Below are 23660 nucleotides of genomic sequence, written 5' to 3' on the forward strand. Positions count from 1 at the left end.
GGTAGATTCTTCGCATGCCTCGTGAGAACACCACGACGCACGACAGTCGGTTTGCTGCTGAATCCGACCTCGCTCCCCACGTGGAGGCCTGGCTGCAAAGCATCGGAAGCTCCTGCGTTGGCCGTGAGGTCGAAGTAGGTTTCGGCATCCCCGATCTCGTCGGCGGCGTCGGCAGCCGCAGCTCCTTGCGGAACCGGCGACGCCAATCGCGCCCCATCTTGCAACCGCTCCAACTTGCAGTGCTGGAGTACTGCCGAACGGCTCGCACCGAGGATGAGCTGCGCAAGTGGTACGGCGGCAGCAACTCCGAGTTGTCGAGGCGGGGCCTGCGTCCTCTCCTCGATAATGACTTGCTCACCCTGCGGAATGGCAAATTTCGCAGTCGAGTGGCACCGAAGGACCCATTCGAGCGGCTCGTGGCGGTAGAGCTGAAACTCTCGGACGTGACCCGCGGTCTCGCACAGGCCCATGCGTATCGTGCATTCGCTGAGGCTGCATACCTGGCGCTCCCGGCTCATCGGGTCTCGCCTGCCGTGATGGAGCGCGCCAGGACTATCGGTGTCGGTCTGCTCGCTGTCCACCTCGGCTTGGTGGAAGAAGTCGTGGAGCCGGACATTCGCTCGCACGCCACTTCAAAGCGTCGTCGGATGGCGAGTGAACATACGCTTGCCGCCGCGGAGGACCGGGACAATCGGCAAGCCGGTGCCCCCGCGGCGAACATGCGCGGCTAGTTGAGCGTTGCCGTCCAGCTAGCCAAGAATCCCGGACCTTCGCTCGGGAGACGGGTGGGTGGAAGCACGCGATACGCCTCCGAAGCACCGCTGATCCAGTCGCGCAGGGTCGCGATGCGCTGACCCGTCGGGAGCGCATCCAGACGCGAAACTTGCTGCTGCTGCGCATAGATGTTGTGCCGGTTCAGCAGGATGCGGTCCTCCGTGCTCAGCTCCTCCAGGTCCGGGTTCGACATGAACAGCTGTAGGGCGTACGGAGTATTCAGCTCCACAAGCTCCGGCTCCGTGGCGCGCATGAGCACGTAACTCGGCACCGTGATGTGGTTCAGCAGCTGTGGGACGTAAATGCGGTCAATGGCGGAGCCGCCCCCCGGCTCGACGGCTTCGGGGGGCGGGGTCATGTTCATGAGATTGCCGCTCACGCCACTACCCCATCCTTGCGCTCCGAGAGCGAGCAGCAGTAGCCCGCTACTGGCGCGCTTGCCGACTACAACGGGTACGGCGGCTTCGCGGAACACGGTCAATAGCTCGTGTAGCCCCGCAAGCACCTCAACATCAGCCAGAGGCCCCAGGGGTGGCTGGTTCGTGGCAATCAGCAGATAGAGCGCCTTCATCGGCTGCCCCGTGAGCTGGTTAAGCAGCGTGTTCCGGTATTGCTGGTTCGCCAGCCATGAGGAGTGAACTGCTACGCCGGTCCAGATCTCGGCGCGGTTCTCCTCGGAACGGGCTGCCATCAGCTCCTCGTATTTTGACGCACACGCCAGCGTCTCCGTGACCCAGCTTCCCGAGCCCTCACCGGCGAAGAAATACGGCGAGATGACGACGTCCGGCCTCGGTTCCATGGACTGATCGAGTACGGCTTGGCACCACTCGGTCCGCGCATCATCGTCGCTAAAGCCCGTCAGTACCGGAGCGTCGCCGTATGGGAGCCGCCGGAATCCGGCAGGCCGAGCTTCGCGGGGGCTCTGTACAAAATGGGTGACGGGATCAAGAATTGCGTTGGCGTCGGCCTCGTGGGCTGCAGTAAAAAACTCTTCTAAGCGTGACGTTGCGCGGCTATCCACGATCACCCCGGCAGGCCGCAACGCACTGAGGTAGCCGTTCTCAGCGAAGTTCTTCACCTGGGAGATGTTGACGAAGAAGCGTTGCGGGGAGCTGTCGGGAGCCTCAGTGTTCTGGAGTGCCAAGATGGCGCGGTCCAGATCCGCTAGGAGGTCTTGTGGGCGCAGGTAACGCTTGTACGGCAGCTTCTCCAACATGCGTTCGACGACGTCTGCCGCTACCTGCGGGATGCGATTGTCCACGGACCGGATGGGCTGATGCGCACGCGTGGCGGGCGCAACCCACCTGTCCATCAGATTGGGGGCGTAGAAGGGCTGAACGTTTGTCAGAAACAGATAGCCGAGCGCTCCGATCACGAACTGATCGCTACGCCAGTCGCCGTGCGTTGGAGAGGTCTTGACCTGCTCGGGGCTCATCCACCCCGGAGTTCCTGGTGTGGGCAATTCCGTCAGGGTCTCGTCGTCTACATGGCGAGCTAAGCCGAGGTCCACAATCACCGGGACATTGTTCGGCTGAAGCAGGATGTTCCCTGGGCTCAGGTCGCGGTGTGCCGTGCGCTGTTCCCATATTGCGGAGGCGGCGTCTACCAGTGCCCGAACTAGTTGCAGTGCCTCCATGACATCAAAGACTTGGCCACCCCCGAGGGCTTGACGCAGTGAGTGGCCCTGAACGAAGGCCATCTTGATCCACTTGTATGTGACGCCATCGTGCTCATGATCGCCATGGTCTATGAACTGCACCACGCCGGGGTGGTTTACGCGGCGCAGTGCGTCGAGTTCGCGTTCAACTCGCGCGGCCTCGGACAGCCCAGGGTCAATAACTTTTAGCGCGTATGGTTGACCATCGCCCTCCACTTTGAAGGTGCACGCGAAGCCTCCTGTTCCGAGATGACCCAACGACGCGGTGTCGGGAATGATCTGGCGTGCGATTACTTCAAGAGTGTCTTTATCTGCCGACATGTAATGCTTTCCCCCCTGGTTGCTGCTTTGCAGGCCCGAGCCCCGTCGGACAGCACGAAGCTAACGCATTGTTCGAACGGCTCGTCAACGGCGCACCGTGTCCTGGGGTGAGTAGGTGGTTGGCTGGCAAATACGTGAATCATGCGCGGTAACCCGCGCGCACCCGGCTTGTTGCGCCGTATCCTCATGAGTCACGAACTACGGAGCTGGGGGGCAAGCATGGTCGTCGCTAAAGTCACGCGCCCGCGAGAGGGTGACGCCATCGTGCGTATCCCGTACTTTCAGGGGCACAGTAATGAGGCCCTTGTGCGTTCAATTCTCCCGAACCGCGCACACGTGAGCCGCGGGCTGAGGTCCGGCGACTGGCTCGTCTCGCGGAAGCAGATTGGCGTCATTGTCGCGGGGCTGATGGCGGTGCCGGACATCGAGGACATCGAACTTGTGTTGTACCAGGGCCGCGAAGGAGGATGCGCCAGCGCCTGTTACTACGGCAGCGACAGCGACGAGGCAATCCTGCTATGCGAGTGCGCGTGCATCGGCCTGAATCACGGCACGGGGAGCCCGCCCGCTGGTTCGCGACATGTGGCAACGTCGGGCGGGGCTGGCGAGATCTACCGCTATCCCGGAGGCCTCCGACGTGTCATGTATAGCCAGCTGCGGTCTGAGTTCAGCTAGATCAACGGCAAGGCCTGAACTAGGTATCACCAGCCGAGTACAGCGGCGTTCATCATGGCCGTGCGGATCGACCCGGGCTACTTGGTCGAGTTCGCGACTGCGCCGCTGCCGTGCTGGATCGACAGGGCCGTCTACCGGAGCGGGACGCCGCCTAGACGCCAGGAGGCCTCTAATCTGCACTGTGCGCCTCGCTGAGGGACTAGAACGGCTCGTGTATCTACTTGGTCGGGGCTTGCTGCAAGATTCGGTAGACGGACGCGCGACTGACGCCGGTTAGCTTGACGATCTCCGCAACGCTGCGCCCCTTCGCCTTCAACTTGCGCACCTCGCGCAAGTTCGCGTCAGTCATAGCCGTGCGGGGGCGTCCTGTGACCTGCTCCCCGTCCTTCGAGCGCGCGGCCTTCGCGGCGCGGGCCTCTGCGACGCGCTCGGCGTTCATTGACCGCTCCCATTCCGCGACGTGGGTCATGACCGCGCGCACTAGCTTGCCGGTCGCGCCGGAGAAGTCTTCTCCCGGCTTCAAGCTCTTGACGGTGATGCCTTGGTCTTCGAGGTCGGCCAGGGTGGAGAGGACGTGGAGTGCGCTACGGCCCAGCCGGTCCATGCTCGCCACGACGATGGTGTCGCCCGCCCGCACGCGGCTGAGGAGGTCATCTAGCCCGGGGCGTGACTGGCGAGCCCCCGAGATCTTGTCCTCGAAGATGTCGGCGCGGTCGATGCCTCGCTCTGTCAGCGCATCGACCTGGCGGTCATTCGTCTGAGAAGTGGTGCTGACGCGGGCGTACCCGAACGTCTTGGAGGTCATGTTCTCGGTCACGTCTCACACTGTATCTGTTACTCACCTTATGAGACAAGTAACAGAGACAACTTCTGAGGCATTTGCAACCGTCGCAAGCAGTTCGTTCGGTGATCACCCGCGTCCGTCTCAGATCCATGGAATTGAGACGACCCCCGACCTCGGATGGAATCGGGGGCCGTCGCACCTGGGCCGTTCGCGTGACCAAGAGGCCCAGGGGTCGAGGCCGCACCCCGCCCGGGGTGGCTACTTTCATGAAGGACACTTTCCGTCGTGGGCGGGGTGCGGGGTTGAGGGTGCCGCCCCCGGGATGCCCCAGACTCCGTGTTGACGCGCCAACGTCGCGGTTCTGGCGAGTGCCCGGGGGCGGCGAGGGGCTGGAAAGGGACAGCCCCAGCTAGGTGGGGCCGTCGTCGTCTGCCGGTGAACCAGACCGGCCCCGAGAAGGTGGGCGACGACGACGGCCCCGGCCCTGGAGCACGTCGGCTTATGCTCCAGGGCGGTCTGTGTTGAGTTAGGGGGTGGAGGCGAAGTACGACCGCCGCAGGGGTGCCTGGACGGTCGCGGGCACGCTGATCTCTTGACCCCGGGGGCTGAAGCAGTACACGGTGCCCCCGGTGAGCAGGTAGGTGAGTCCGGAGGGGCCAGCGGCCAAGGTCGCGTCGTCTGGGGCTCGGAGGGTGAGTGCGCCGATGCGGATTGCTTTGGGGCCGGTCGGCACGGTGACCCGATCCAGGAGGCGAGGGTGGGTGTCGGTCACGTTGCGACCTCCTGGGCGTCGGCATGGGCTGTCAGAAGGCGAGCGAGGTCATGCACCGAGAGGACGGCGAGAGCGTCGGCGCTCGTCCCCTTCCGCTCGTACCTGTTGACTAGCACGACGGGTCGGTCGTCGCTCGCCTCTCGGGCCTTCTGCTGTGCCTGGGCGAGGCTGTGGCCCACGCGCGCCAGGGTCTGCGCGGAGGTTGAGATCCAGGCGGCGGGGGTGTCGAGGTCGGGGGTCCCGTCGCCCGTCGTCGGCGTCGTGGCGATGTTCTCGTAGTCCAGGAGGCGGTGCGCGAGCCGTCGCGTTGACTCGTGCTTGGCGCGGTCGTTCATGGCTCAGCTGCTCGCGTAGGTGTGGCGACCGTGGGCCTTGCGGAGAGCGGCGTCCTCGGCCAAGCGGCGCTGCTGTGCGAGGTCGGTGTACTCGAAGCTGATGGAGGGCGTCTGAGGCTGCTTCCCGAACTTCTCGCGGACCTGTTCCATCGCCCGCTGGCGGTCCTCGGGGTCCACGTGAGCGAGCGCGATGCGGCGCGCGTCGTCGTGCATGACCTGCCAGACCGGATCTCCGACCTTCAGCCACGGGGTGACATCGTGCGTTCCCCGGAGAAGGCGAACCTCCCCCCAGCGCCGGATCTGCTCGTCCTGGTCGGCGGCGAGGTCAAGGAGCCACGACTGGTAGGTGATCGTGTCGGCGGTCACGGTGAACACGTCCGAGCGCTTGTAAACGTACGAGGGCGTCACGATTGGGATGCCCGTGTTGATAGACATGCCCCCACACAGCACGGTGACCTTCTCGCCCGGGGTCCAGGGGCCGGTCGGGGTGGTGTCGGTCGCGAGGTCGTCGTACAGGTCGTCGTCGTAGTTGTCGTCGCTCATGATGTTCTCCTAGTCGGGGGTGTTCGACGTGCGGCGTGGGCGGGTCAGGGCGTCGATCTGCGGCAGGTAGCTCGCCGCGATGTCGTCGGTAGTCATGCGGGCCTGCTGTGCCGTCTGGCGGGCGGTGTCGGCGCGCACGCGATCCTGCCCCAGCTGCTCGCCGGTCATGGGGTCACCGCCTCGGAGTCGTCGGCGCGGAGGAGGGCCGCCACCTCGGGGAGGCCGTGTGCCTCGGCGTGACTGGCCAGTTCGGGGGCAAGCTCGGGATGAGCGTCCACGAGCGCGTCGAAGGCCTTGGTGAGCCGGTAGGCGCGGCGGCGGGCGTCCTTGGCGGCGGCGATATCTGCCTGGATCGAGTCGGCGTCCAGCCCGAGGTCGCGGAGGGTTCCGATTGCGCGGAGGGCTGTGTCGGACACCTGCGCGCCGAGGCGGTTGTTCCCCCGGGAGTACTCGTGCTCGGCGGCGGTGCGAGCCATGCGGAGGAGATCTACCGTGCTGTCGATGAGCCCCAGGGCGGCGGTGTCGGGGTCGATCACGATCAGGCGGGCGGCGTCGTGACCGGCGCGGCGGTGTCGGCCCAAGGCGTCCACCGAGACACCGAAGCGCTCCGCGATGCTGACGAGGGTCTGACCACTCGACAGGGCCTCACGGATCGATGCGGCGTGCTCGAAGCTGCAGATCGAGCACACCGGCGCGCCGTCCGCTCGGGTCTGAATGGTTCCCATGCCATGTCATATCGGCCTCCGGCGCGCTCAGACCTGCGCAATATGCGGAAAGTTTTCGAGATTGTCGCCCTCAGGTGTGAGTCAGCGGCCAGTTGCAGCTAAAGGCCGTTGACGCTGTTGGCACGTATGAGCGGTCCAGGGGGTCAGCTGCGGGCTTTTCGGAGGGTGCCGCCCGTGCCCTGGAAACGTCGGCCCACGGACGCGGCTTCGATCTCCGCCCACAGATCGGCGGCGTCGGCGTCCCCGGTAGCTGCGCGCCGGACAATGCTTCCCGGGGTCACGCTGTGCTCGGGGCTCGCGATCATTCCCTTGGTGGCGTAACGGAGGGCGCGTCCGCTCGTGCGGGTGACCTTGGCCAGGATCTGCACGTCCGCCTCGGCGTAGTGACCTAGCTGGGTCGCCATGGTGGCCCAGCGGCTCGCGCTGTCGGTCTGCAACCTGTCGTAGTCGGCGGGACTGAGGGTGTTTCTAGAAAATAGGACGAACACCAGGTGAGGGTGCCAGCCGTTAACGGTGCGGGTGAGTTCCATACTCCAGCGCCAGCCGTCGATCTGGGAGCGGAGCCAGTGGCTCCCAACCCATCGGGACCGGAGCGCGTCGAGATCGTCCCAGAGGTCCACAAGGGGCGCGGCTGGGGTGCTAGCCAGGCTGAGGGTCAGCGTCATGATCTCGGCGTAGTCGGCGGAGAGATCGTGCAGGATCGCGGCCCGCCCGTTGGCTCGCTGTCGCGAGCACGAGGGGCAGAGAGCGTGATCGCACCGATTCCACTTGTGATGCTGCTTCAAGTAGACGGTGCCGCACGACCTCAGCTTGGGGAGAGTTGAGAACTCAGAGATGAAGTGCTTGATCTCCAGGGCGTCAGAGAGCGTGTTTTGTGTCTCTAGTGAGCAATCAAGAGAGAGCGACGGGTCGGTGAAAGCCTCGGGCAACGGGGCGTCGAACGAAACGCGGACGGGTGCGCGCAGGGGTACGCTGGCCATAGCAGGACTCCAGCGAGAGCCGCCCGTTTGATTGGTCGTCAGGGGCGGCTTTCGCCATGAATGGGGCAGAGGGGAACTCTTGGGTTCCGCGCTTCGGCCCTTGCCCAGCTGGAGTCACTGCTGCGTGCTGGGGAGGTGCGGCCCCGGGTCGCGCTCGCCGGGGTCCTGCCCCACACCATACGCCCCTAGAGATGTCAGCTCAGCCAGGCAGCGCGTTGGGCGACACCCGCGCCCGTGGGCGCTGGATCTCGGACCGCGCTAGGCGACAGTCCGACCCCACTTCGTCACGACCGTTTCCTCGGGACGATCAGACGAATAGCCCACGCGGCGCAGGCGATGAGCAGAACTATGGCAGCCACAGTCAGGAGCGGCACCCATTCGTTCTCGATCTGCGGAGTGATCACCCCGATGAGGAACGAGAGAACAGCACCCGCGACGATGCCGAGGACCCCCCACTTCCAGGGGCTGACGTGTGTATCGGTCTCCGGGTAGAGGGCTTCCGTTGCTTTTTCGACGTCGGGAACGTCAACAGCGCGGGCATTTCGCTTGCCCGCTATGTCAACAGCTTTGACGCCGACTCGTTGAGTGAACGTGTCCGTCCGAGCCGAAAGCGCGAATTGCGCTGCGTTGAGAAAGAGCTGGACGGACGAATCAGCCTGGATCGCGCTGTTGATAGCGTCAATCGGGGCTTGACTGAACCCATCGGGAGCAGAGATCTCCTCCCGGTTCGCTATCTGAGGCGAACGGGGCGTGGAAGCATCAGTCATCGCGCTGCTCCTCTTCGCCGGGCAGCTTATCTATCTGAGACCGTCGCTCATGTAGGAGGTCGCTTAGCTGCGTGAGGTGGCGACTGTTGTCGTTGTCACCGATGGACAGTGCTTCTAGAAGACTTTGTTGAAGCCGCCTGAGCGCCCTGATGTCCTCTGTGACCTCAGGCGACGAGGCCTTATCAAGGTCCACCTCTAGCTGATCGAGGGCTCGCAAGCTAGCACCCGCCAGGTGTACTGCCCGGTTCCGCCCTTCTGAGCTGACTGCAAACTCGTACTTCAGCTCCGTCTCCCTGAACTGAAGCTGGTCGAGCATCACGCGCTGTTCCCGCTCTGACGCGCGCGTCCTCAGGAGTGAATAGAGAAGAGTGAGCCCGGCTAGGACCGCGCTCAGAGACGCGGCTAGACCCGACAACAGCGGGTTGAAGGTATCGACCATAGGCCAGACCATATCGGGGGTCAGCTCACTGTCCTCCGCTTCGTCGGAAGCACTCATGTCCAAAAGCCGCGACGGCAGCGGCTGTCGCCTTCGCGGGCCTGCTCGTGATGATCATGCGCAGCGACGAGGTGCGGGGGATCCTCACCGATCTCGTGCGTCGCGCGCTGACTGTTCAATGAGAAGGCTGGGGGAGCGCGGGGCGGTCACGGCGGAGTTCGCGGTGGCTCTGCCCGCCGTTCTGGTCGTCCTGGTCCTCGGGGCCGGCGTCCTCGCGTCGTTCGCGACCACGGTACGGGTGCAACAGCTCACCACCGAGGCCGCGCGTCTGCTCGGCAGGGGCGACGACGCCGCCCTGCAGCGGCTGGCAGAGGTGGGGGCGACGGCGTCGGTGGACCGCGGCGGCGGAGTGGTCTGCGTACGAGCGTCTGCTCGCGTGCCGATGGGCCTGCCCCTCCCTCCGGTCTCGACGCGCGCCTGCGCCCTCGACGGAGGTCGCTGATGCCCGCGAGCGTGTCGACCCTCGGAGTGATCTCGGTGGTCGCCGGTCTCGCAGTCGCCCTGGCCGTCGTCGGCGGTGCCGCGGTCGCCGCCGAACGACTCGCGGGGACCGCGGATGCCGCCGCCCTGGCTGCGGCAGATGCGGCCAGCGGGGCAGTATCGGGGGTGCCGTGCGACGAGGCCGCACGGGTCGCTTCGGCGGGGGAAGCGACCCTGCGAGAGTGCGATGTCGAGGGCCTGGTCGCCACCATCACCGTCGGTGGGGCGTACGGTGGGATTTCATTCGATGCGCGCTCGCGGGCCGGACCCCCCGAACGGTCGAGCCCGTGAGACCTCCCGGAACCCGAACAGGGAGGCGTGTGTATGGTGTGCATCGACGAAAGGACCCCAGTGGCAAACGGAAAGAAGCTCGTCATCGTCGAGTCCCCGACGAAGATGAAGTCGATCCAGGGATACCTCGGCGACGACTACGAGGTGCTCAGCTCGGTCGGTCACATTCGCGACCTCGCGTCGAAGAAAGAGATCCCGGCCGACAAGAAGGCGGCGTACGGCAAGTACTCCATCGACGTCGAGAACGACTTCGACCCCTTCTACGTGGTCAACGACCGCAAGACGAAGACCGTCGCCGAGCTCAAGCGCGCCCTCAAGACGGCCGACGAAGTCCTCCTCGCCACTGATGGTGACCGCGAAGGCGAAGCCATCGCGTGGCACCTCCTCGAGGTCCTCAAGCCCAAGGTCCCCGTGCGTCGCATGATCTTCCACGAGATCACCAAGGACGCCATCAAAGAGGCCGCCGAGCACACCCGCGAACTCGACGTCTCGCTCGTCGACGCGCAAGAGACCCGCCGCGTGCTCGACCGGCTCTACGGCTGGGACGTCTCGCCGGTTCTGTGGCGCAAGGTCGGCTCGGGCCGCGAGGGCACGGCCCTCAGCGCCGGTCGCGTGCAGTCCGCGGCCACCCGTATGGTCGTCGAGCGCGAGCGCGAGCGCATGGCTTTCGTCTCGGCCTCGTACTGGGACGTCGAGGCACTCGCGTCGCAGTCCGGCTCCTCGTTCACCACGCGCTTGAACCGTCTCGACGGCGCGCCCATCGCGCGCGGCGGCGACTACGACGACAACGGCCAGCTCAAGAAGGCCGTCGTGGTCCTCGATGAGGCGCAGGCACGCGCACTCGCGGACGCGATCACCGCCGCCGGCACGGCGACCGTCGCCAAGGTCGAGGCGAAGCCCGGCACGCGCAGCCCGCGCGCCCCCTTCACGACCTCCACGCTGCAGCAGGAGGCCGGCCGCAAGCTCTCGATGAGCGCCAAGCACGCCATGGGCGTCGCCCAGCGACTCTACGAAAAGGGCTTCATCACCTATATGCGTACCGACTCGGTCGCCCTCTCGGGGCAGGCCATCTCGGCAGCGCGTGCTCAGGCCGTCGCTCTCTACGGCGACAAGGCCGTTCCCGCGAACCCGCGCGTCTACAAAAGCAAGTCGAAGAACGCGCAGGAGGCGCACGAGGCCATCCGTCCCTCGGGCGAGACCTTCCGCACGCCCGCGTCGCTCGCGTCCTCGCTCGATCGCGACGAGCAGAAGCTGTACGACCTGATCTGGAAGCGCACCGTCGCGAGCCAGATGGCGGATGCCAAGTACGAGACGACGACCGTCACGCTCACGGTCAAGCCCGGTGCCCAGGTCGCCGAGTTCACGGCATCCGGAACCGTTTACACCTTCAAAGGGTTCCTCGAGGCTTACGAAGAAGGCGCCGACGAGAAGCGCAACGACGACGATGCCGACCAGTCGCTGCCGGCGGTCGCCGTGGGCGACACGCTGTCGGTCAGCGATGTCGAGCCCAAGGGGCACAGCACCTCTCCGAAGCCGCGGTACACCGAGGCCAGCCTGGTCAAGGCCCTCGAAGAGAAGGGGATCGGTCGCCCGTCTACCTTCGCCAGCATCATCGGTGTGATCCTCGACCGTGGGTACGTCAGCAAGCGTGGTCAGGCGCTCGTGCCCAGCTGGCTCGCGTTCAGCGTCGTCCGCCTCCTCGAAGAGCACTTCGCCGACCTCGTCGACTACGACTTCACCGCCGCCCTCGAAGACGATCTGGACGCCATCGCGCGTGGCGAGCAGCGCCGCACCGAGTGGCTGAAGTCGTTCTACTTCGGCTCCGAGAAGCAGGTGGGACTGCGTCACATCGTCGACAACCTCGGCGAGATCGACGCTCGCGAGCTCAACTCGACGCGCATCACCGACACGGCCACGCTGCGCTTCGGAAAGTACGGCCCGTACCTCGAGGTGACCGATCCCACGGCCGCCCCCGACGCCAAGCCGCGCATCGTCAACATCCCCGAGGACCTCGCGCCCGACGAGCTCACGCCCGCGAAGGCGCAGGAGCTCATCGACGCCCCCGTGGCCGGCGACCGGGTGCTGGGCGAGAACCCCGAGAACGGCAAGCTCGTCGTCGTGAAGGACGGACGCTTCGGCCCCTACGTGCAAGAGGTCGACGCCGAGGAGCCCGAAGAGGTCGACCAGGCCACGGGCGAGGTCGTCGAGGCCCCCAAGAAGCGCGGAGCCAAGAAGGAAGCGGCCCCGAAGCCTCGGACCGCCTCGCTCTTCCGGTCGATGTCCGTCGACACGGTCGATCTCGATACGGCCCTGCAGCTGCTCTCCCTTCCCCGCGTCGTGGGTACTGACCCCGCCTCGGGTGAGGAGATCACCGCGCAGAACGGTCGCTTCGGTCCCTACCTCAAGAAGGGCACCGACTCCCGGTCGCTCGACGACGAGAAGCAGATCTTCGACATCACGCTCGACCAGGCGCTCGCGAAGTACGCCGAACCGAAGTACGGCGCCCGCCGGGCCTCGAGCGCTCTGAAGGAGTTCGACGCCGACCCCGTCAGCGGCAAGCCCCTCAAGCTGAAGGACGGTCGCTTCGGTCCCTACGTCACCGACGGCGAGACCAACGCCACTGTCCCCCGCGGCGAAGACGCGATGGCGATCACCTTCGAGCGCGCCGTCGAGCTGATCGCTGACAAGCGCGCCAAGGGTCCCGCGCCGAAGAAGACCGCAGCGCGAAAGGCCCCCGCGAAGACCACGGCAGCGAAGACCACGGCCGCCAAGACCACGGCGGCCAAGACGACGGCGAAGACCACCGCGGCGAAGACGGCTGCCACCAAGACGGCGGCCGCCAAGACGACGGCCGCCAAGACCGCCGCCCCGCGGGCGACGACCACGCGCAAGGCCCCGGCGAAGAACTCGTGACCGACGACCGCACCCGGCCGCTGACTCTCCCTCGGGCGTCCGCGGCCGGGGGGCCCGGCCTGTTCGTGACCTTCGAAGGCGGGGACGGCGCCGGCAAGACCACTCAGGCCTCGATGCTCGAGGACTGGCTGCGCTCCGGTGGCCGGAACGTCGTTCGCACCCGCGAGCCCGGTGGCACCGACGTGGGAGTGCGCATCCGCGACATCGTCCTGCACCACCGCGGTCACATCGCCGCCCGCGCCGAAGCGCTGCTCTACGCGGCCGACCGAGCCCATCACGTCGAGACCGTCGTCCAGCCCGCCATCGCGCGCGGCGACGTCGTGATCCAGGACCGGTACCTCGATTCCTCCGTCGCCTATCAAGGCGCCGGTCGTGTCCTGGATGCCGATGACATCCGCGCCCTGTCGCTCTGGGCGACCGGCGGGCTCCTGCCCGATCTCACCGTGCTGCTCGACCTGGACCCCGCCGCGGCGCGCCGTCGCCTGGACGCGGACGACAAGCCCTTCGACCGTCTCGAAGCGGAGAAGAGCGAGTTCCACGCGCGCGTGCGCGCCGGCTTCCTCACCCTGGCCGCCGCCGAGCCCCACCGCTTCCTCGTGCTCGATGCCACACAGGCGCCGGACATGCTGGCGGGTCAGGTGCGCGCGGCGATGCAGGAGCACCTCGGCTGAGGCGAGCGTGGTCGATGCACAGCCGACCGCCAGCGGCCGTGTCCGACCCCCCGATTAGGCTGGAGCCCATGTCCGTCGCCCTCGATTCGTCCGCGTCCGCCGCCGGTACGGCGTCGTTCCCCTGGGACGCCGTGTGGGGGCAAGACGAGGCCGTGCAGACGCTGCAGGCCGCGGCATCCGACCCCTCGGCGCTCGCGCACGCGTGGCTCATCACCGGACCTCCCGGTTCGGGGCGGTCCACCCTGGCCTACGCGTTCGCCGCCGCTCTCATCGCCGATCCGGGTGACGAGAACGCGCAACGCCAGGTGCTCGCCCGGACCCACCCCGATCTCACCGCCCTGCGCACCGAGCAGGTCGTGATCCGCATCGACGAGGCGCGTCGACTCGTCGAGCGCGCCTCTTTCGCCCCCTCGCTCGGTCGTCACCGCGTGATCGTCGTCGAAGACGCCGACCGGATGGCCGAGCGCACCTCGAACGTGCTGCTCAAGGCCCTCGAGGAGCCGCCCGAGAAGACCGTCTGGGTGCTGTGCGCACCCAGCGACGCCGACCTGCTGCCGACCATCCGCTCGCGCGTGCGCGTCCTGCGTCTGCGCGAGCCGTCGGTCGCCGACGTCGCCGCCTTGATCGTGGAACGCACGGGAGTGAGCCCCGACATCGCGGAGGAGTCCGCACGCCACGCGCAGCGCCACATCGGCATGGCGCAGCGCCTCGCGACCGACGACGACGCTCGCGGCCGCCGCGCCGAAACCCTCGCGGCGGTGCTCGCCGTCCGCGGGATCGGCGACGCCGTCGATGTGGCCGGACGCATCGTGCGGCTGGCCACCGATGACGCCAAGGCCCTCACCGCCACCCGCGACGAAGAAGAGCGCCGATCGCTTCTGCGCATGCTCGGCGTCGCCGAGGGGGCTGCGGTGCCGCCGTCGGTCCGCGGTCAGGTGAACGCCCTCGAAGACGACCAGAAGCGCCGGGCGACCCGCAGCCTGCGCGACGGTATCGACCGCGTGCTCACCGACCTGCAGTCGCTCTTCCGCGATGTCGTGATGATCCAGTACGGCCGCGACGGCGACCTGGTCAACAGCGAACGCCTCGACGCGCTCCGCGCCCTCGCCGGGGAGTGGTCTCCCGCGCGCACGCTGGGAGTCCTCGACCGCATCTCGGTCACCCGCCGCAACCTCGAGCAGAACGCCGCCCCGCTGCTGGCCCTGGAGAGTCTTATGATCACCGTCGCCAACGGATCCGCTCCGTGAGCGTCCGCCGTCGTCTCGCCGCCGTCATCGCGGGCGTCGCGGGTCTCGCCCTCGCCCTGTCGGGCTGTCTGTACGCCCAGATCCCTCCCCTGGCTCCCGCGGTCGGGCCGTCACTGGCACCGCAGACCGAGGGCATCGACGCGTCGCTCCTGCCCTACTACGGGCAGACGCTCACCTGGACCGACTGCGGCTCGGCCGGTTTCGATTGCACGACGGTCACCGCGCCCCGCGACTACGCCGATCCGTCGGCCGGCGACCTCACGCTGTCGGTGATCCGGCATCGGGCGACGTCGGGCCAGCCGCTGGGCTCTCTGCTGACGAACCCCGGGGGTCCCGGTGTGAGCGGTGTGTCCACCGTGCGCGACTCCCTGTCGCTCGTGGCCGACGAGACGCTGACGAAGACGTACGACATCATCGGCTTCGACCCTCGCGGGGTGGGCCAGTCGGCACCGGTCACCTGCTACGACGCGGCGGGCATGGATTCGTTCCTCTACGACATCCCCCCGGGTACGCGCGGCAGCGACGAGTGGAACGCCGCGCTCGAGAAGCGCCAGGCCGACTTCGCGCAGGCGTGTCAGGCCAACAGTGACGGCATCCTTCCCTACGTCTCCACCGAGAACGCCGCGCGCGACATGGACCTGCTGCGTGGCGTCCTGGGGGACAAGAAGCTGAACTACCTCGGCTTCTCGTACGGGTCGTTCCTCGGCACGACGTACGCGGGGCTCTTCCCCGATCGTGTCGGGCGAATGGTCCTGGACGGGGGAATCGACCCCAGCCTGCCGAGCAGCGCGAGCGGTATCGCCCAGGCGGTCGGGTTCGAGAACGCCCTGCGCGCTTTCATGGCTGACTGCCTCGAAAGCTCGGACTGTCCGTTCACCGGTTCCGTCGACGACGCGATGAACGATCTCTCGTCGCTGCTGGAACGCGTCGACGCCCGCCCGCTGACCGGCCCCGACGGGAGGCGGCTCGGCGCGGACACCCTCGTGACCTCGATCGTGGCGGCACTGTACAGCGACCAGAACTGGCCCTACCTGCGCATGGCTCTCACCGGGGCGCAGAACGGCGATGCCTCCGTCGCCTTCCAACTCGCGGACTTCTACAACGGTCGTGTCGGCGGTCAGTACCAAGACAACACGATGCAGGCGTTGCGGGCGTACAACTGCGTCGACTATCCCGACGAGGGTGACGAGGACAACCCGCAGATCGAGAAAGAGCTGCAGCAGAAGGCCCCGGTGGTCGCCCCCTACTGGCTGGGCCCCGACGCGTGCGCCGCGTGGCCCGCCCCACCGACGGGCACGCGCCAGGCGATCACCGCCCCCGGCTCGCCGCCCATCGTGGTGCTCGGCACGACGGGAGACCCGGCGACCCCGTACACCGAGGCGCAGGCTCTCGCCGGTCAACTCTCGCAGGGTGTGCTCGTGACCTACGTGGGCGAGGGGCACCTCGCCTACAACAAGGGCAACGACTGCGTGAACTCGGCCGTCGACGACTACCTGGTCGACGGCACCGTGCCCGCCGAGGGGCTGCGCTGCGAGTAGCGCCCCGCTCCCTGCCGCCCGCGCGCCTAGGCTGAAGACGTCATACCCCGAGGAGACCCCCATGACCGCGCCCATCGCCGACCTGGCGACCTACATCGACCACACGCTACTCAAGCCCGAGGCCACCCGCGCCGACGTCGAGCGCCTCATCGCCGAAGGCGCCGAGCTCGGCACCTACAGCGTGTGCATCTCGCCCTCGTTCCTGCCGGTGCAGCTGCCGGAGGGTCTCAAGCTCGCCGTGGTGTGCGGCTTCCCGAGCGGCAAGCACCACGCCGAGGTCAAGGCCGCCGAGGCCGCTCTGTCGGTCGCGCAGGGTGCCGACGAGATCGACATGGTCATCGATGTGGGCGCCGCGATCGAGGGTCGCTACGACATCGTCGAGTCCGAGATCCGCGCTGTCCGGGCCGCGGCCCCCGCGCCGACCGTCCTCAAGGTCATCATCGAATCCGCCGCGCTGAGCGACAAGGCCATCGTCGCCGTCTGTGAGGCGGCGGTGAACGCGGGCGCCGATTTCGTCAAGACGTCGACCGGTTTCCACCCCGCCGGTGGCGCGAGCGTCCACGCGGTCGAGCTGATGAAGCGCACGGTCGGCGACCGCGCCGAGGTCAAGGCATCCGGGGGAGTGCGCACGCGCGCGGCCGCCGAAGAGATGATCGCCGCGGGCGCCACGCGTCTGGGGTTGTCGTCGAGTCGTGACATCCTCGCGGACCGCACCGCCGCCGGCGACTACTGAGCGCGTACCTGAGCACGCGCTAGAGCATGTAAGATCGATGATCGTGCACGCTCCAGCGCGCACATGCCGCCTTAGCTCAGACGGCAGAGCGATTCACTCGTAATGAATAGGTCAAGGGTTCGATTCCCTTAGGCGGCTCCGAAGGCCCTCACCCGCTTCCACCGGGTGGGGGCCTTTCTTCGTCGGTGGAGCATTTCGCCGCGTCGCGCACGCGCTCGGTCGTACGCTCGCCCCAGGGGCCGGCATCGAACGGGGGGCCATGAACGAACGAACCGCTCTCATCCGTCGCATCCGGGTCTGCCTCGCGATCGTCATCGCGGGACTCGCCGTCAGCGGCCTGACCGCCTTCCCGCTGCGCGAAGAGCTCGCCCTCGGTCGCCAGATCCTGCGCGGGCTCGGGGTCGCGGCCTTCGCTCCGGAGGCGGTCGGCTGGGTGGATCGGGTGGGGGAGGGACTGGATGCCACGGCCGCGGCGTTCCCGTTCATCGCCTACGGCACCGACTGGTTGGCGTTCGCCCATCTGCTGATCGCCGTCGCCTTCATCGGCCCGTGGCGCGATCCGGTTCGCAACGTGTTCGTCCTCCAGTGGGGGCTCGTCGCGTGCGCGGGAATCATTCCGCTGGCGCTCATCGCGGGGGCGATCCGCGGTCTCCCGCTCGGCTGGCAGCTCATCGACATCTCGTTCGGTGTCGTGGCGGCGGTGCCGTTGGTCATCGCGTTGCGCGCGACCCGACGGTTCGAGGCCCTCGGGACGGTGGCTCGAGAGGTTCGGCCCGACCTCGCCCGATAGGCTGAACCCGCCTTGTTCCGCGTCCGCGTGACGGCTGTCCTCCGCCCGTCGAACCCTGCTGGAGCCCCCGTGTCGAACGCCCTCGATGCCGTCATCGAGATCTTCACGTGGGTGGGTCTGGGTGGCGGTCTTCTGCTCGCCTTCGTCGCGGTCTTCCTGCTTCTGGCCGATGGCACGTGGTTGCCGACTCGCGCCGTGGTCGAGCATGTCGACGGGGGCCGCGTCGTGCGGTGGTTCGATGCCGACGGGGGAGTGAATGAGGCTCCGCTCTCGGCCCACGACGACGCGAAGATCGGGGCGGCCGACATGGCCGACATCTTCTACCGCCGGGGCCGCGTCGATCGCATGCGGCTGACGCGCTCTTCTCCGCTGGTGCGCTTCGTCTCCCTGCTGGCGGCCGGGGTGCTGACTCTGGGTGCGGTGGCGTTCGTCGTGTCGATCGTGGTGCTCTTCGCGCGCGGGTGACGGACTGGCGCGACGCACGTATTGCTAGATAAGCTAGCTATATGTCCGCTTCGCCTGCTTCCACTCGCCGCTCCTCTCGCGGACGCACCCGCCGATCGACGAACGCCCCGCGCGTCTCGCGGTGGCTGAGGGTCGGCATCCCCAGCCTGCTCGTTCTGCTCTGGGTGGTGGGCGGCTCGATCGGCGGTCCCTTCTTCGGCAAGGTCGACCAGGTCGCGACGAACGATCAGTCCTCTTTCCTGCCGCAGTCGGCCGACGCGACGCGAGTGAGTGAGCGCCTGACCGACTTCACCGGGAGTGACACGATCCCCGCGATCGTCGTCGCCTCGACCGCTGACGGCTCCGCGCTCAGCGATGCACACGTGACCGCACTGCAGACCCTCGCGACGGACCTCGCCGCCGTCGACGGCGTCTCGGGTGACGCGTCGCCTCCCGTGGTCTCGGAGGACGGTCAGGCCGCGCAGATCTTCGTACCCATCGACAGCTCCGGTGAAGTGCGCGACGTCGTCGAGCAGGTGCGCGAGAAGGTGTCCGCCGAGGTCCCGGCGGGCGTCGAGGCGTGGGTCACGGGCCCGGCCGGGTTCACCGCCGATCTCGTGAAGGGCTTCCTCGGCATCGACGGCCTTCTGCTGATCGTCGCGCTGGTGGCCGTCTTCGTCATCCTCGTCATCGTGTACCGCTCACCGCTGCTGCCGATCCTGGTGCTGCTGACCTCGGTCTTCGCCCTCTGCGTGGCCCTGCTGACCGTGTGGTGGCTCGCTTTCGCCGGCATCGTGGTCCTCAACGGTCAGGTCCAGGGGATCCTGTTCATCCTCGTCATCGGCGCGGCCACCGACTACGCCCTCCTGTACGTCGCACGCTTCCGCGAGGCCCTCGGCGAGGGTCGTCCGCGGTGGGATGCCACGGTCCGGGCGTGGAAGGGAGCGTTCGAGCCCATCCTGGCTTCGGGTGGCACCGTGATCGCCGGGCTCCTCTGCCTGTTGCTGTCCGATCTGGCGACCAACCGTGCCCTCGGGCCCATCGCGTCCATCGGGATCGCCTTCGCCGTTCTGTCGGCGCTGACCTTCCTTCCCGCTCTCCTGGCGTTGGTCGGCCGGGCGGCGTTCTGGCCGTTCCTGCCGAAGCCCGGTCAGTCGGCCCTGCCGGCCGACCTCACGCAGCCAGCGAAGGGGTTCTGGTCGCGCCAGGCGCGCTTCGTCGCCCGCCGGGCCCGGCCGGTGTGGATCGTGTGCACGCTCGTCCTCCTCGCCGCGTGCGTCGGTGTCACCCAGCTGCGCGCCGACGGCGTGCCCGCGAGCGACCTCGTTCTGGGGGCGTCCGAGGCGCGCGACGGTCAAGCCGCCCTCGCCGAGCACTTCCCGGGCGGCTCGGGCAGCCCGGCGTACGTTCTCGTCCCCGAACAGGACGCCGCTCGGGCGGCGACCGTCCTTCAGAGCGCGTCGGGAGTCGACGCGGTCGCGGTGCTCAGCGCCGACGCCCCCGGTGGGCAGTCGCCGGTGAGCGTATCCGACGGCGCTCTCCAGACGACGGCGTTCGGTGCGCCCGGGACGCCCGCGCCCGCCCCGACCGTCGCGGACGGCGACGTCCTGCTGGCCGCGACCCTGGCGGATACGGCCGATTCACCGGCGGCGGACGAGACCGTCCGTCAGCTCCGCGCCGATCTCACCACCGAGCTCGGCGAGGGCACCGCCCTGGTGGGCGGTGTCACCGCCACCGACATCGACTCGATCGACACCTCGATCCGTGATCGCACGCTCATCATCCCGATCGTTCTCGCCGTCATCCTGCTGATCCTCATGGCTCTGCTGCGCTCGATCGTGGCCCCCCTCATCCTCATCGGGACCGTCATCGTGTCGTTCGGGGCGGCGCTGGGCGTCAGTGCCCTGGTGTTCGACGGCATCCTGGGCTTCCCGGGCGCGGATCCGGCGGTGCCGTTGTATGGCTTCGTCTTCCTCGTCGCGCTGGGTGTGGATTACAACATCTTCCTGATGTCGAGGGTGCGGGAGGAGTCCCTCGCGCACGGTACGCGTGCCGGGATTTTGCGTGGCCTCGTCGCCACGGGCGGAGTGATCACCTCGGCGGGGCTCGTGCTGGCGGCGACGTTCGCGGCTCTCGGGGTCATCCCGATCCTCTTCCTCGCGCAGATCGCCTTCATCGTGGCCTTCGGTGTGCTGCTCGACACCTTCGTGGTGCGCTCGTTGCTGGTGCCCGCTCTGGCGTACGACCTCGGCCGGCGCATCTGGTGGCCCTCGAAGCTCGGGCGGACGGATGCCGCGGAGCGTAGGCTCGACGCATGACGCGCGCCCTGTTCATCGTCGATGTCCAGAACGACTTCACCGAGCACGGCGCCTTGGGCGTCGAGGGCGGTGACGCGGTCGCCGAACGCATCTCGCGGTACCTCGCCGTGCACGACGATGAGTACGCGCTCATCGTCGCGTCGCGGGACTGGCATCACGGCGACGACGACAACGGCGGCCACTTCTCGGACAGCCCCGACTTCGTCGATACGTGGCCGGTGCACTGCGTGGGCGGCACCTTCGGCGCCGAGTACGACGAGGTCTTCGACACCTCGCGGGTGACGCACCACCTCAAGAAGGGGCAGGGCAAGCCCGCCTACTCGCTGTTCGAGGGCGTCACCGATGCGGGCGAGACCGCGGCGCAGCTGCTCGAGGTCCACGGCATCCGGGACATCGACGTGGTGGGCATCGCGACCGACTACTGCGTGCGCGCGTCCGCCCTCGATGCGATCGGCGCGGGACGCCGCGTGCGCGTTCTCACCGACCTGGTCGCGGGTGTGCATCCCGACTCCAGCGCGGCGGCCCTGTCCGAGATCGAGGCTGCGGGCGCGGAGCTCTCGACCTCGGGCTCCTGAGGCGAGACCGGGTTCAGTCGATCCGAACCGGATCAACCTCGTCGTCGGCGCGGGGGATCGTGAGGGAGACGCTCGTCCCCTCACCCGGTGCGCTCCTGATGCGCACCGTTCCGCCGTGTGCACCCACGATGCGCTGCACGCTCGCGAGCCCGATCCCACGTCCCCCGTCGCCGGCATCCGCGAGCCGACCTCGGTTGCCTTCCTGCGTGATCGAGGCGAGATCGTCGGGATGGATGCCACGACCTCGATCGCGCACGCGCACCACGGCCCCCTCGTCGGTTTCGAAGACGTCGACCTCGATGAGGTCGTCGGAGTACTTCGCGGCGTTCTCGAGCACGTTGGCGATCGCGCGTCGGAGTCCGAGCACATCGCCCCAGATGGGAACGGCATCCATCTGACCGAACACGACGCGGCCGGGCGCATCGCCCGGCAGGACGAGTGAGACGGCTCCGCGGGCGATGAGGTCGAGGCTCGCGCGCCGCCGTCCCCGCTCGGCGGCGGTATTGACGTCGGCCATGAGGGCCTGGGCCATGGCGACGATGTGGTCGCTCGCCTCGCCGGCGAGGCGCAGGAGGCGGTGATCAGGGGGCAACTCCTCGCCGATCAGGTCGAGGTAGCCACGGAGAGCCGTGACCGGCGAGAGAAGGTCGTGCGCGAAGGTGCGCTGCAGGGACTGGCGCTCATCCGCTTCCTGCTTCTCGGTCGTCAGATCGCGCACGATCTTGACGAAACCGAGGACCTGACCCTGGTCGGTGCGGATGGCCGAGATCGTCACCCGCGCCCAGAACTCCGAGCCGTCGCTGCGCACGCGCCAGCCGGTGTCTTCGACGTGGCCGTCGCGTTGGGCGGCAGCGAGCAGCTGGTCGGGCTTGCCGCGCCGTCGGTCCTCTTCGCGGTAGAAGCGCGAGAAGTGCGAGCCGAGGATCTCGTCCTCGCTGTACCCCTTGATGCGTTCCGCTCCGAGGTTCCACCCGCGGACGAACCCGCCGCTGTCGAGCTTGACGATCGCGAAGAGGTCGACCTGCTCGTCCCAGTCGCGCGGAATGGAGCGTCGGATGCTCGTCAACGGATGGTCGGGGTCGACGCCGGGAGGGGCGGGGGACATAGGGGGCTCATTGGGGACCGTGGTCATGCGGAAGCACCGGCTCGGGTCGCAATGCTTGCTGAAGGCATAGTGCGATCATGCCCCTCGCGACGCGCCCGGGAACAGCGATTGACATTGCCCTGCCGGGCTTATGACGAGACGGTGACGAGCGTCCGCTGCCACCCGCTCGAGCCGTTCGGGGCGATCGGAGCCGCATCCTGGATCTGCAGGTTGCCCTGCTTGTCGGTCGCGCGGACCGCGATGTAGTGCGTCCCGGCCTCGGCGGTCCAGTCGAACTTCCACTGCACCCATGACTGGTCGTTGATGGGGGTGGAGAGCTGCGTCTCCTGCCATTCGCCGTTGTCGATGCTGACTTCGACCTTCTGCACGCCGACGGGCTGGGCCCACGCCATGCCGGCGACGACCACGGCGCCCGCGGCGACGGGCGAGCCGATCTTGGGCGTGTCGACGCGCGACGACATCTTGATCGGCGCTTCGGCCGAGTATCCGCGCGGGGTCCAGTACGCCTCGTCCTTGTCGAACCGCGTGACGGTCAGCTTGGTGACCCACTTCGTGGCCGAGACGTAGCCGTAAAGACCGGGGACGACCATGCGCACGGGGAATCCGTGCTCGAAGGGCAACGGTTCGCCGTTCATCTTGACCGCGAAGATCGCGTCGAGGTTGTCGTCGGTGAGCGACGAGAGGGGAGTGGATGCCGTGTACCCGTCGACGCTCTCCGAGAGCACCATGTCGGCGTCTCCCTGCACGCCGGCCATGCGCAGCACGTCGCGGATGGGGACGCCGGTCCAGATGGCGTTGCCGACGAGGCCGCCACCGACCTCGTTGGAGACGCAGGTGAGGGTCACGCCGTATTCGTCGAGCCCCATGTTGACGAGGTCGTCGAAGCTCAGCTCCACGGGGTTGTCGACCATGCCCTCGATGGAGAGGCGCCAGGTGGTGGGGTCGACGTTGGGGACGGTCAGTGCGGTGTCGACGCGGTAGAAGTCGCCGTTGGGGGTGACGATCGGGGTGAGCCCGTCGATCTCCCAGTTCGCGCCCTCGGGAACGGTCACGGTGGAGCGGGCGGCCGGGATCCGCAGCGCATCGCGTGCGGCGGCGACAGACGAGGTTGCGGCGTTCAGGACGCGAGCACCGACACCAACGACGACCGCGCCGACCGCGGTGAGGCCGGTGAACAGCAGGAAGTGACGTCGATCGGTGCCGGAGGCCTGGGCGTTCTGCGCAACGGCGGCCGAGACCCAGCGTCGCAGACGCACGATCGCCAGCAGCAACACGAAAATGCCCGCGACCGTGCCGACGACGGGGGGCAGCCACGCGAGAGCGCCGGCCCCGGCGCGCGTGATGATCGCCGCCGTGGCGAGGATGCCGCCGATTCCGAGGAGGACGACGCCGACGAAGCGGAAGCGGTACTCGAGCACGCCCGCGACGGCGGCGGCGACGGCAGCGCCGAGACCCACACCCGCGAGCAGGGCGATCTTGTCGCTCTCGCCGAACAGCGTGATCGCGAGCTCTTTCAGGGGGCGCGGGACGATGTCGACGATGAACGAACCGACGGCGAGGATGGGGCTCGCCGATCGAGCGACGAGCGCCGCGAGCGCCTCCGCGACAGCCAGCAGGGCGGCGGCCGAGACGATGCCGGCCAGGGCTGCCCAGATCCAGGCGTGCGGTCGGCGGACCGTGGTGGCCTCGTCGGTACGGGCCGCGGTGTCGGTCGTCATGGCATCCC

Annotated in this window: 24 protein-coding genes, 1 tRNA gene and 1 pseudogene; 14 read left to right on the forward strand and 12 right to left on the reverse strand. The window is 67.8% G+C overall.

Features of this window, described 5'->3' with window-relative positions:
- Window positions 1-14 precede the first annotated feature (14 nt).
- Window positions 15-731, forward strand: coding sequence for a hypothetical protein (locus tag AB6V31_RS09390; protein WP_369365252.1), 717 nt, complete (start codon window positions 15-17; stop codon window positions 729-731).
- On the opposite strand, the gene AB6V31_RS09395 is transcribed toward AB6V31_RS09390, so the two are convergent.
- The 10 genes from AB6V31_RS09395 to AB6V31_RS09440 form a co-directional block, all read right to left on the reverse strand.
- The gene (locus AB6V31_RS09395) at window positions 728-2752 is read right to left on the reverse strand and encodes a serine/threonine-protein kinase (RefSeq protein ID WP_369365253.1); all 2025 of its coding nucleotides are present in this window, start codon (window positions 2750-2752) and stop codon (window positions 728-730) included. The genes AB6V31_RS09390 and AB6V31_RS09395 overlap by 4 nt on opposite strands.
- Window positions 2753-3644: 892 nt before the next feature.
- Window positions 3645-4244, reverse strand: coding sequence for a recombinase family protein (locus tag AB6V31_RS09400; protein ID WP_369365255.1), 600 nt, complete (start codon window positions 4242-4244; stop codon window positions 3645-3647).
- A 493-nt stretch (window positions 4245-4737) separates the two neighbouring features.
- Window positions 4738-4983 carry a hypothetical protein gene (locus tag AB6V31_RS09405; protein WP_369365257.1) on the reverse strand — a complete coding sequence of 82 codons (246 nt, stop codon included), beginning with the start codon at window positions 4981-4983 and terminating at the stop codon, window positions 4738-4740.
- On the reverse strand, window positions 4980-5318 hold the full coding sequence (locus AB6V31_RS09410; protein ID WP_369365258.1) for a hypothetical protein: 339 nt from the start codon (window positions 5316-5318) through the stop codon (window positions 4980-4982). Before AB6V31_RS09410 ends, AB6V31_RS09405 begins: the two co-directional genes overlap by 4 nt.
- A gap of 3 nt (window positions 5319-5321) precedes the next feature.
- Window positions 5322-5861, reverse strand: a complete 540-nt coding sequence (locus AB6V31_RS09415; RefSeq protein WP_369365260.1) for a hypothetical protein — start codon at window positions 5859-5861, stop codon at window positions 5322-5324.
- Between the two features lie 9 nt (window positions 5862-5870).
- Window positions 5871-6029, reverse strand: coding sequence for a hypothetical protein (locus AB6V31_RS09420; protein WP_369365261.1), 159 nt, complete (start codon window positions 6027-6029; stop codon window positions 5871-5873).
- Window positions 6026-6586 (reverse strand): hypothetical protein, encoded by a 561-nt coding sequence (locus AB6V31_RS09425; protein ID WP_369365262.1) that lies wholly within the window; start codon window positions 6584-6586, stop codon window positions 6026-6028. Before AB6V31_RS09425 ends, AB6V31_RS09420 begins: the two co-directional genes overlap by 4 nt.
- A 143-nt stretch (window positions 6587-6729) precedes the next feature.
- The gene (locus tag AB6V31_RS09430; RefSeq protein WP_369365263.1) at window positions 6730-7566 is read right to left on the reverse strand and encodes a hypothetical protein; all 837 of its coding nucleotides are present in this window, start codon (window positions 7564-7566) and stop codon (window positions 6730-6732) included.
- A gap of 284 nt (window positions 7567-7850) precedes the next feature.
- A complete protein-coding gene (locus AB6V31_RS09435; protein WP_369365264.1) occupies window positions 7851-8333 on the reverse strand; it encodes a hypothetical protein in 483 nt (160 codons plus the stop codon).
- Window positions 8326-8772, reverse strand: a complete 447-nt coding sequence (locus tag AB6V31_RS09440; RefSeq protein WP_369365265.1) for a hypothetical protein — start codon at window positions 8770-8772, stop codon at window positions 8326-8328. Before AB6V31_RS09440 ends, AB6V31_RS09435 begins: the two co-directional genes overlap by 8 nt.
- Window positions 8773-8840: 68 nt before the next feature.
- Here AB6V31_RS09440 and AB6V31_RS09445 point away from each other — a divergent pair.
- From AB6V31_RS09445 to AB6V31_RS09505, 13 genes and pseudogenes are all read left to right on the forward strand, one after another.
- Window positions 8841-8951, forward strand: a pseudogene (locus AB6V31_RS09445) (DUF4244 domain-containing protein); the annotation flags it as partial.
- Between the two features lie 41 nt (window positions 8952-8992).
- Window positions 8993-9271 carry a hypothetical protein gene (locus AB6V31_RS09450; protein WP_143017969.1) on the forward strand — a complete coding sequence of 93 codons (279 nt, stop codon included), beginning with the start codon at window positions 8993-8995 and terminating at the stop codon, window positions 9269-9271.
- The gene (locus tag AB6V31_RS09455; protein WP_056229443.1) at window positions 9271-9600 is read left to right on the forward strand and encodes an Rv3654c family TadE-like protein; all 330 of its coding nucleotides are present in this window, start codon (window positions 9271-9273) and stop codon (window positions 9598-9600) included. Before AB6V31_RS09450 ends, AB6V31_RS09455 begins: the two co-directional genes overlap by 1 nt.
- 60 nt (window positions 9601-9660) lie before the next feature.
- Entirely contained in the window at window positions 9661-12513 is a 2853-nt protein-coding gene (gene topA, locus AB6V31_RS09460) for a type I DNA topoisomerase (RefSeq protein ID WP_369365267.1), read from the forward strand.
- Window positions 12510-13184 carry a dTMP kinase gene (tmk, locus tag AB6V31_RS09465; RefSeq protein WP_082450483.1) on the forward strand — a complete coding sequence of 225 codons (675 nt, stop codon included), beginning with the start codon at window positions 12510-12512 and terminating at the stop codon, window positions 13182-13184. Before topA ends, tmk begins: the two co-directional genes overlap by 4 nt.
- A 68-nt stretch (window positions 13185-13252) precedes the next feature.
- Window positions 13253-14431, forward strand: a complete 1179-nt coding sequence (locus AB6V31_RS09470) for a DNA polymerase III subunit delta' (RefSeq protein ID WP_369365268.1) — start codon at window positions 13253-13255, stop codon at window positions 14429-14431.
- On the forward strand, window positions 14428-15969 hold the full coding sequence (locus AB6V31_RS09475; protein ID WP_256335599.1) for an alpha/beta hydrolase: 1542 nt from the start codon (window positions 14428-14430) through the stop codon (window positions 15967-15969). Before AB6V31_RS09470 ends, AB6V31_RS09475 begins: the two co-directional genes overlap by 4 nt.
- A 61-nt stretch (window positions 15970-16030) precedes the next feature.
- A complete protein-coding gene (deoC, locus tag AB6V31_RS09480; protein ID WP_268104442.1) occupies window positions 16031-16702 on the forward strand; it encodes a deoxyribose-phosphate aldolase in 672 nt (223 codons plus the stop codon).
- Between the two features lie 65 nt (window positions 16703-16767).
- Window positions 16768-16840, forward strand: a tRNA-Thr gene (locus tag AB6V31_RS09485).
- A gap of 121 nt (window positions 16841-16961) precedes the next feature.
- Window positions 16962-17492: a hypothetical protein gene (locus tag AB6V31_RS09490; RefSeq protein WP_369365269.1), complete on the forward strand. Its 531-nt coding sequence runs from the start codon at window positions 16962-16964 to the stop codon at window positions 17490-17492.
- Window positions 17493-17561: 69 nt separating this feature from the next.
- The gene (locus tag AB6V31_RS09495; protein ID WP_056229424.1) at window positions 17562-17957 is read left to right on the forward strand and encodes a hypothetical protein; all 396 of its coding nucleotides are present in this window, start codon (window positions 17562-17564) and stop codon (window positions 17955-17957) included.
- Window positions 17958-17998: 41 nt separating this feature from the next.
- Complete coding sequence (locus AB6V31_RS09500) at window positions 17999-20254, forward strand: efflux RND transporter permease subunit (protein ID WP_369365271.1); 2256 nt, start codon at window positions 17999-18001, stop codon at window positions 20252-20254.
- Window positions 20251-20829 (forward strand): isochorismatase family protein, encoded by a 579-nt coding sequence (locus AB6V31_RS09505; RefSeq protein ID WP_369365272.1) that lies wholly within the window; start codon window positions 20251-20253, stop codon window positions 20827-20829. The genes AB6V31_RS09500 and AB6V31_RS09505 overlap by 4 nt, the downstream gene beginning before the upstream one ends.
- Window positions 20830-20842: 13 nt before the next feature.
- Here AB6V31_RS09505 and AB6V31_RS09510 read toward each other — a convergent pair whose 3' ends face one another.
- Window positions 20843-21934: a PAS domain-containing sensor histidine kinase gene (locus AB6V31_RS09510; protein ID WP_268104438.1), complete on the reverse strand. Its 1092-nt coding sequence runs from the start codon at window positions 21932-21934 to the stop codon at window positions 20843-20845.
- Window positions 21935-22062: 128 nt separating this feature from the next.
- Window positions 22063-23652: a molybdopterin-dependent oxidoreductase gene (locus AB6V31_RS09515; RefSeq protein WP_369365273.1), complete on the reverse strand. Its 1590-nt coding sequence runs from the start codon at window positions 23650-23652 to the stop codon at window positions 22063-22065.
- Window positions 23653-23660: the final 8 nt, after the last annotated feature.

The sequence above is a fragment of the Microbacterium sp. 16-032 genome, assembly GCF_041079455.1.
Taxonomy (GTDB): domain Bacteria; phylum Actinomycetota; class Actinomycetes; order Actinomycetales; family Microbacteriaceae; genus Microbacterium; species Microbacterium testaceum_A.

Bases quoted from the DNA above. Each gene is read 5' to 3' on its own strand.
- AB6V31_RS09430 (WP_369365263.1), bottom strand. From the start codon at position 7,566: ATGGCCAGCGTACCCCTGCGCGCACCCGTCCGCGTTTCGTTCGACGCC.
- AB6V31_RS09415 (WP_369365260.1), bottom strand. From the start codon at position 5,861: ATGAGCGACGACAACTACGACGACGACCTGTACGACGACCTCGCGACC.
- AB6V31_RS09515 (WP_369365273.1), bottom strand. From the start codon at position 23,652: ATGACGACCGACACCGCGGCCCGTACCGACGAGGCCACCACGGTCCGC.
- AB6V31_RS09500 (WP_369365271.1), top strand. From the start codon at position 17,999: ATGTCCGCTTCGCCTGCTTCCACTCGCCGCTCCTCTCGCGGACGCACC.
- AB6V31_RS09395 (WP_369365253.1), bottom strand. From the start codon at position 2,752: ATGTCGGCAGATAAAGACACTCTTGAAGTAATCGCACGCCAGATCATT.
- AB6V31_RS09410 (WP_369365258.1), bottom strand. From the start codon at position 5,318: ATGAACGACCGCGCCAAGCACGAGTCAACGCGACGGCTCGCGCACCGC.
- AB6V31_RS09440 (WP_369365265.1), bottom strand. From the start codon at position 8,772: ATGGTCGATACCTTCAACCCGCTGTTGTCGGGTCTAGCCGCGTCTCTG.
- AB6V31_RS09420 (WP_369365261.1), bottom strand. From the start codon at position 6,029: ATGACCGGCGAGCAGCTGGGGCAGGATCGCGTGCGCGCCGACACCGCC.
- AB6V31_RS09510 (WP_268104438.1), bottom strand. From the start codon at position 21,934: ATGTCCCCCGCCCCTCCCGGCGTCGACCCCGACCATCCGTTGACGAGC.
- AB6V31_RS09390 (WP_369365252.1), top strand. From the start codon at position 15: ATGCCTCGTGAGAACACCACGACGCACGACAGTCGGTTTGCTGCTGAA.
- deoC (WP_268104442.1), top strand. From the start codon at position 16,031: ATGACCGCGCCCATCGCCGACCTGGCGACCTACATCGACCACACGCTA.
- AB6V31_RS09455 (WP_056229443.1), top strand. From the start codon at position 9,271: ATGCCCGCGAGCGTGTCGACCCTCGGAGTGATCTCGGTGGTCGCCGGT.
- AB6V31_RS09505 (WP_369365272.1), top strand. From the start codon at position 20,251: ATGACGCGCGCCCTGTTCATCGTCGATGTCCAGAACGACTTCACCGAG.
- AB6V31_RS09470 (WP_369365268.1), top strand. From the start codon at position 13,253: ATGTCCGTCGCCCTCGATTCGTCCGCGTCCGCCGCCGGTACGGCGTCG.
- AB6V31_RS09490 (WP_369365269.1), top strand. From the start codon at position 16,962: ATGAACGAACGAACCGCTCTCATCCGTCGCATCCGGGTCTGCCTCGCG.
- AB6V31_RS09425 (WP_369365262.1), bottom strand. From the start codon at position 6,586: ATGGGAACCATTCAGACCCGAGCGGACGGCGCGCCGGTGTGCTCGATC.
- AB6V31_RS09435 (WP_369365264.1), bottom strand. From the start codon at position 8,333: ATGACTGATGCTTCCACGCCCCGTTCGCCTCAGATAGCGAACCGGGAG.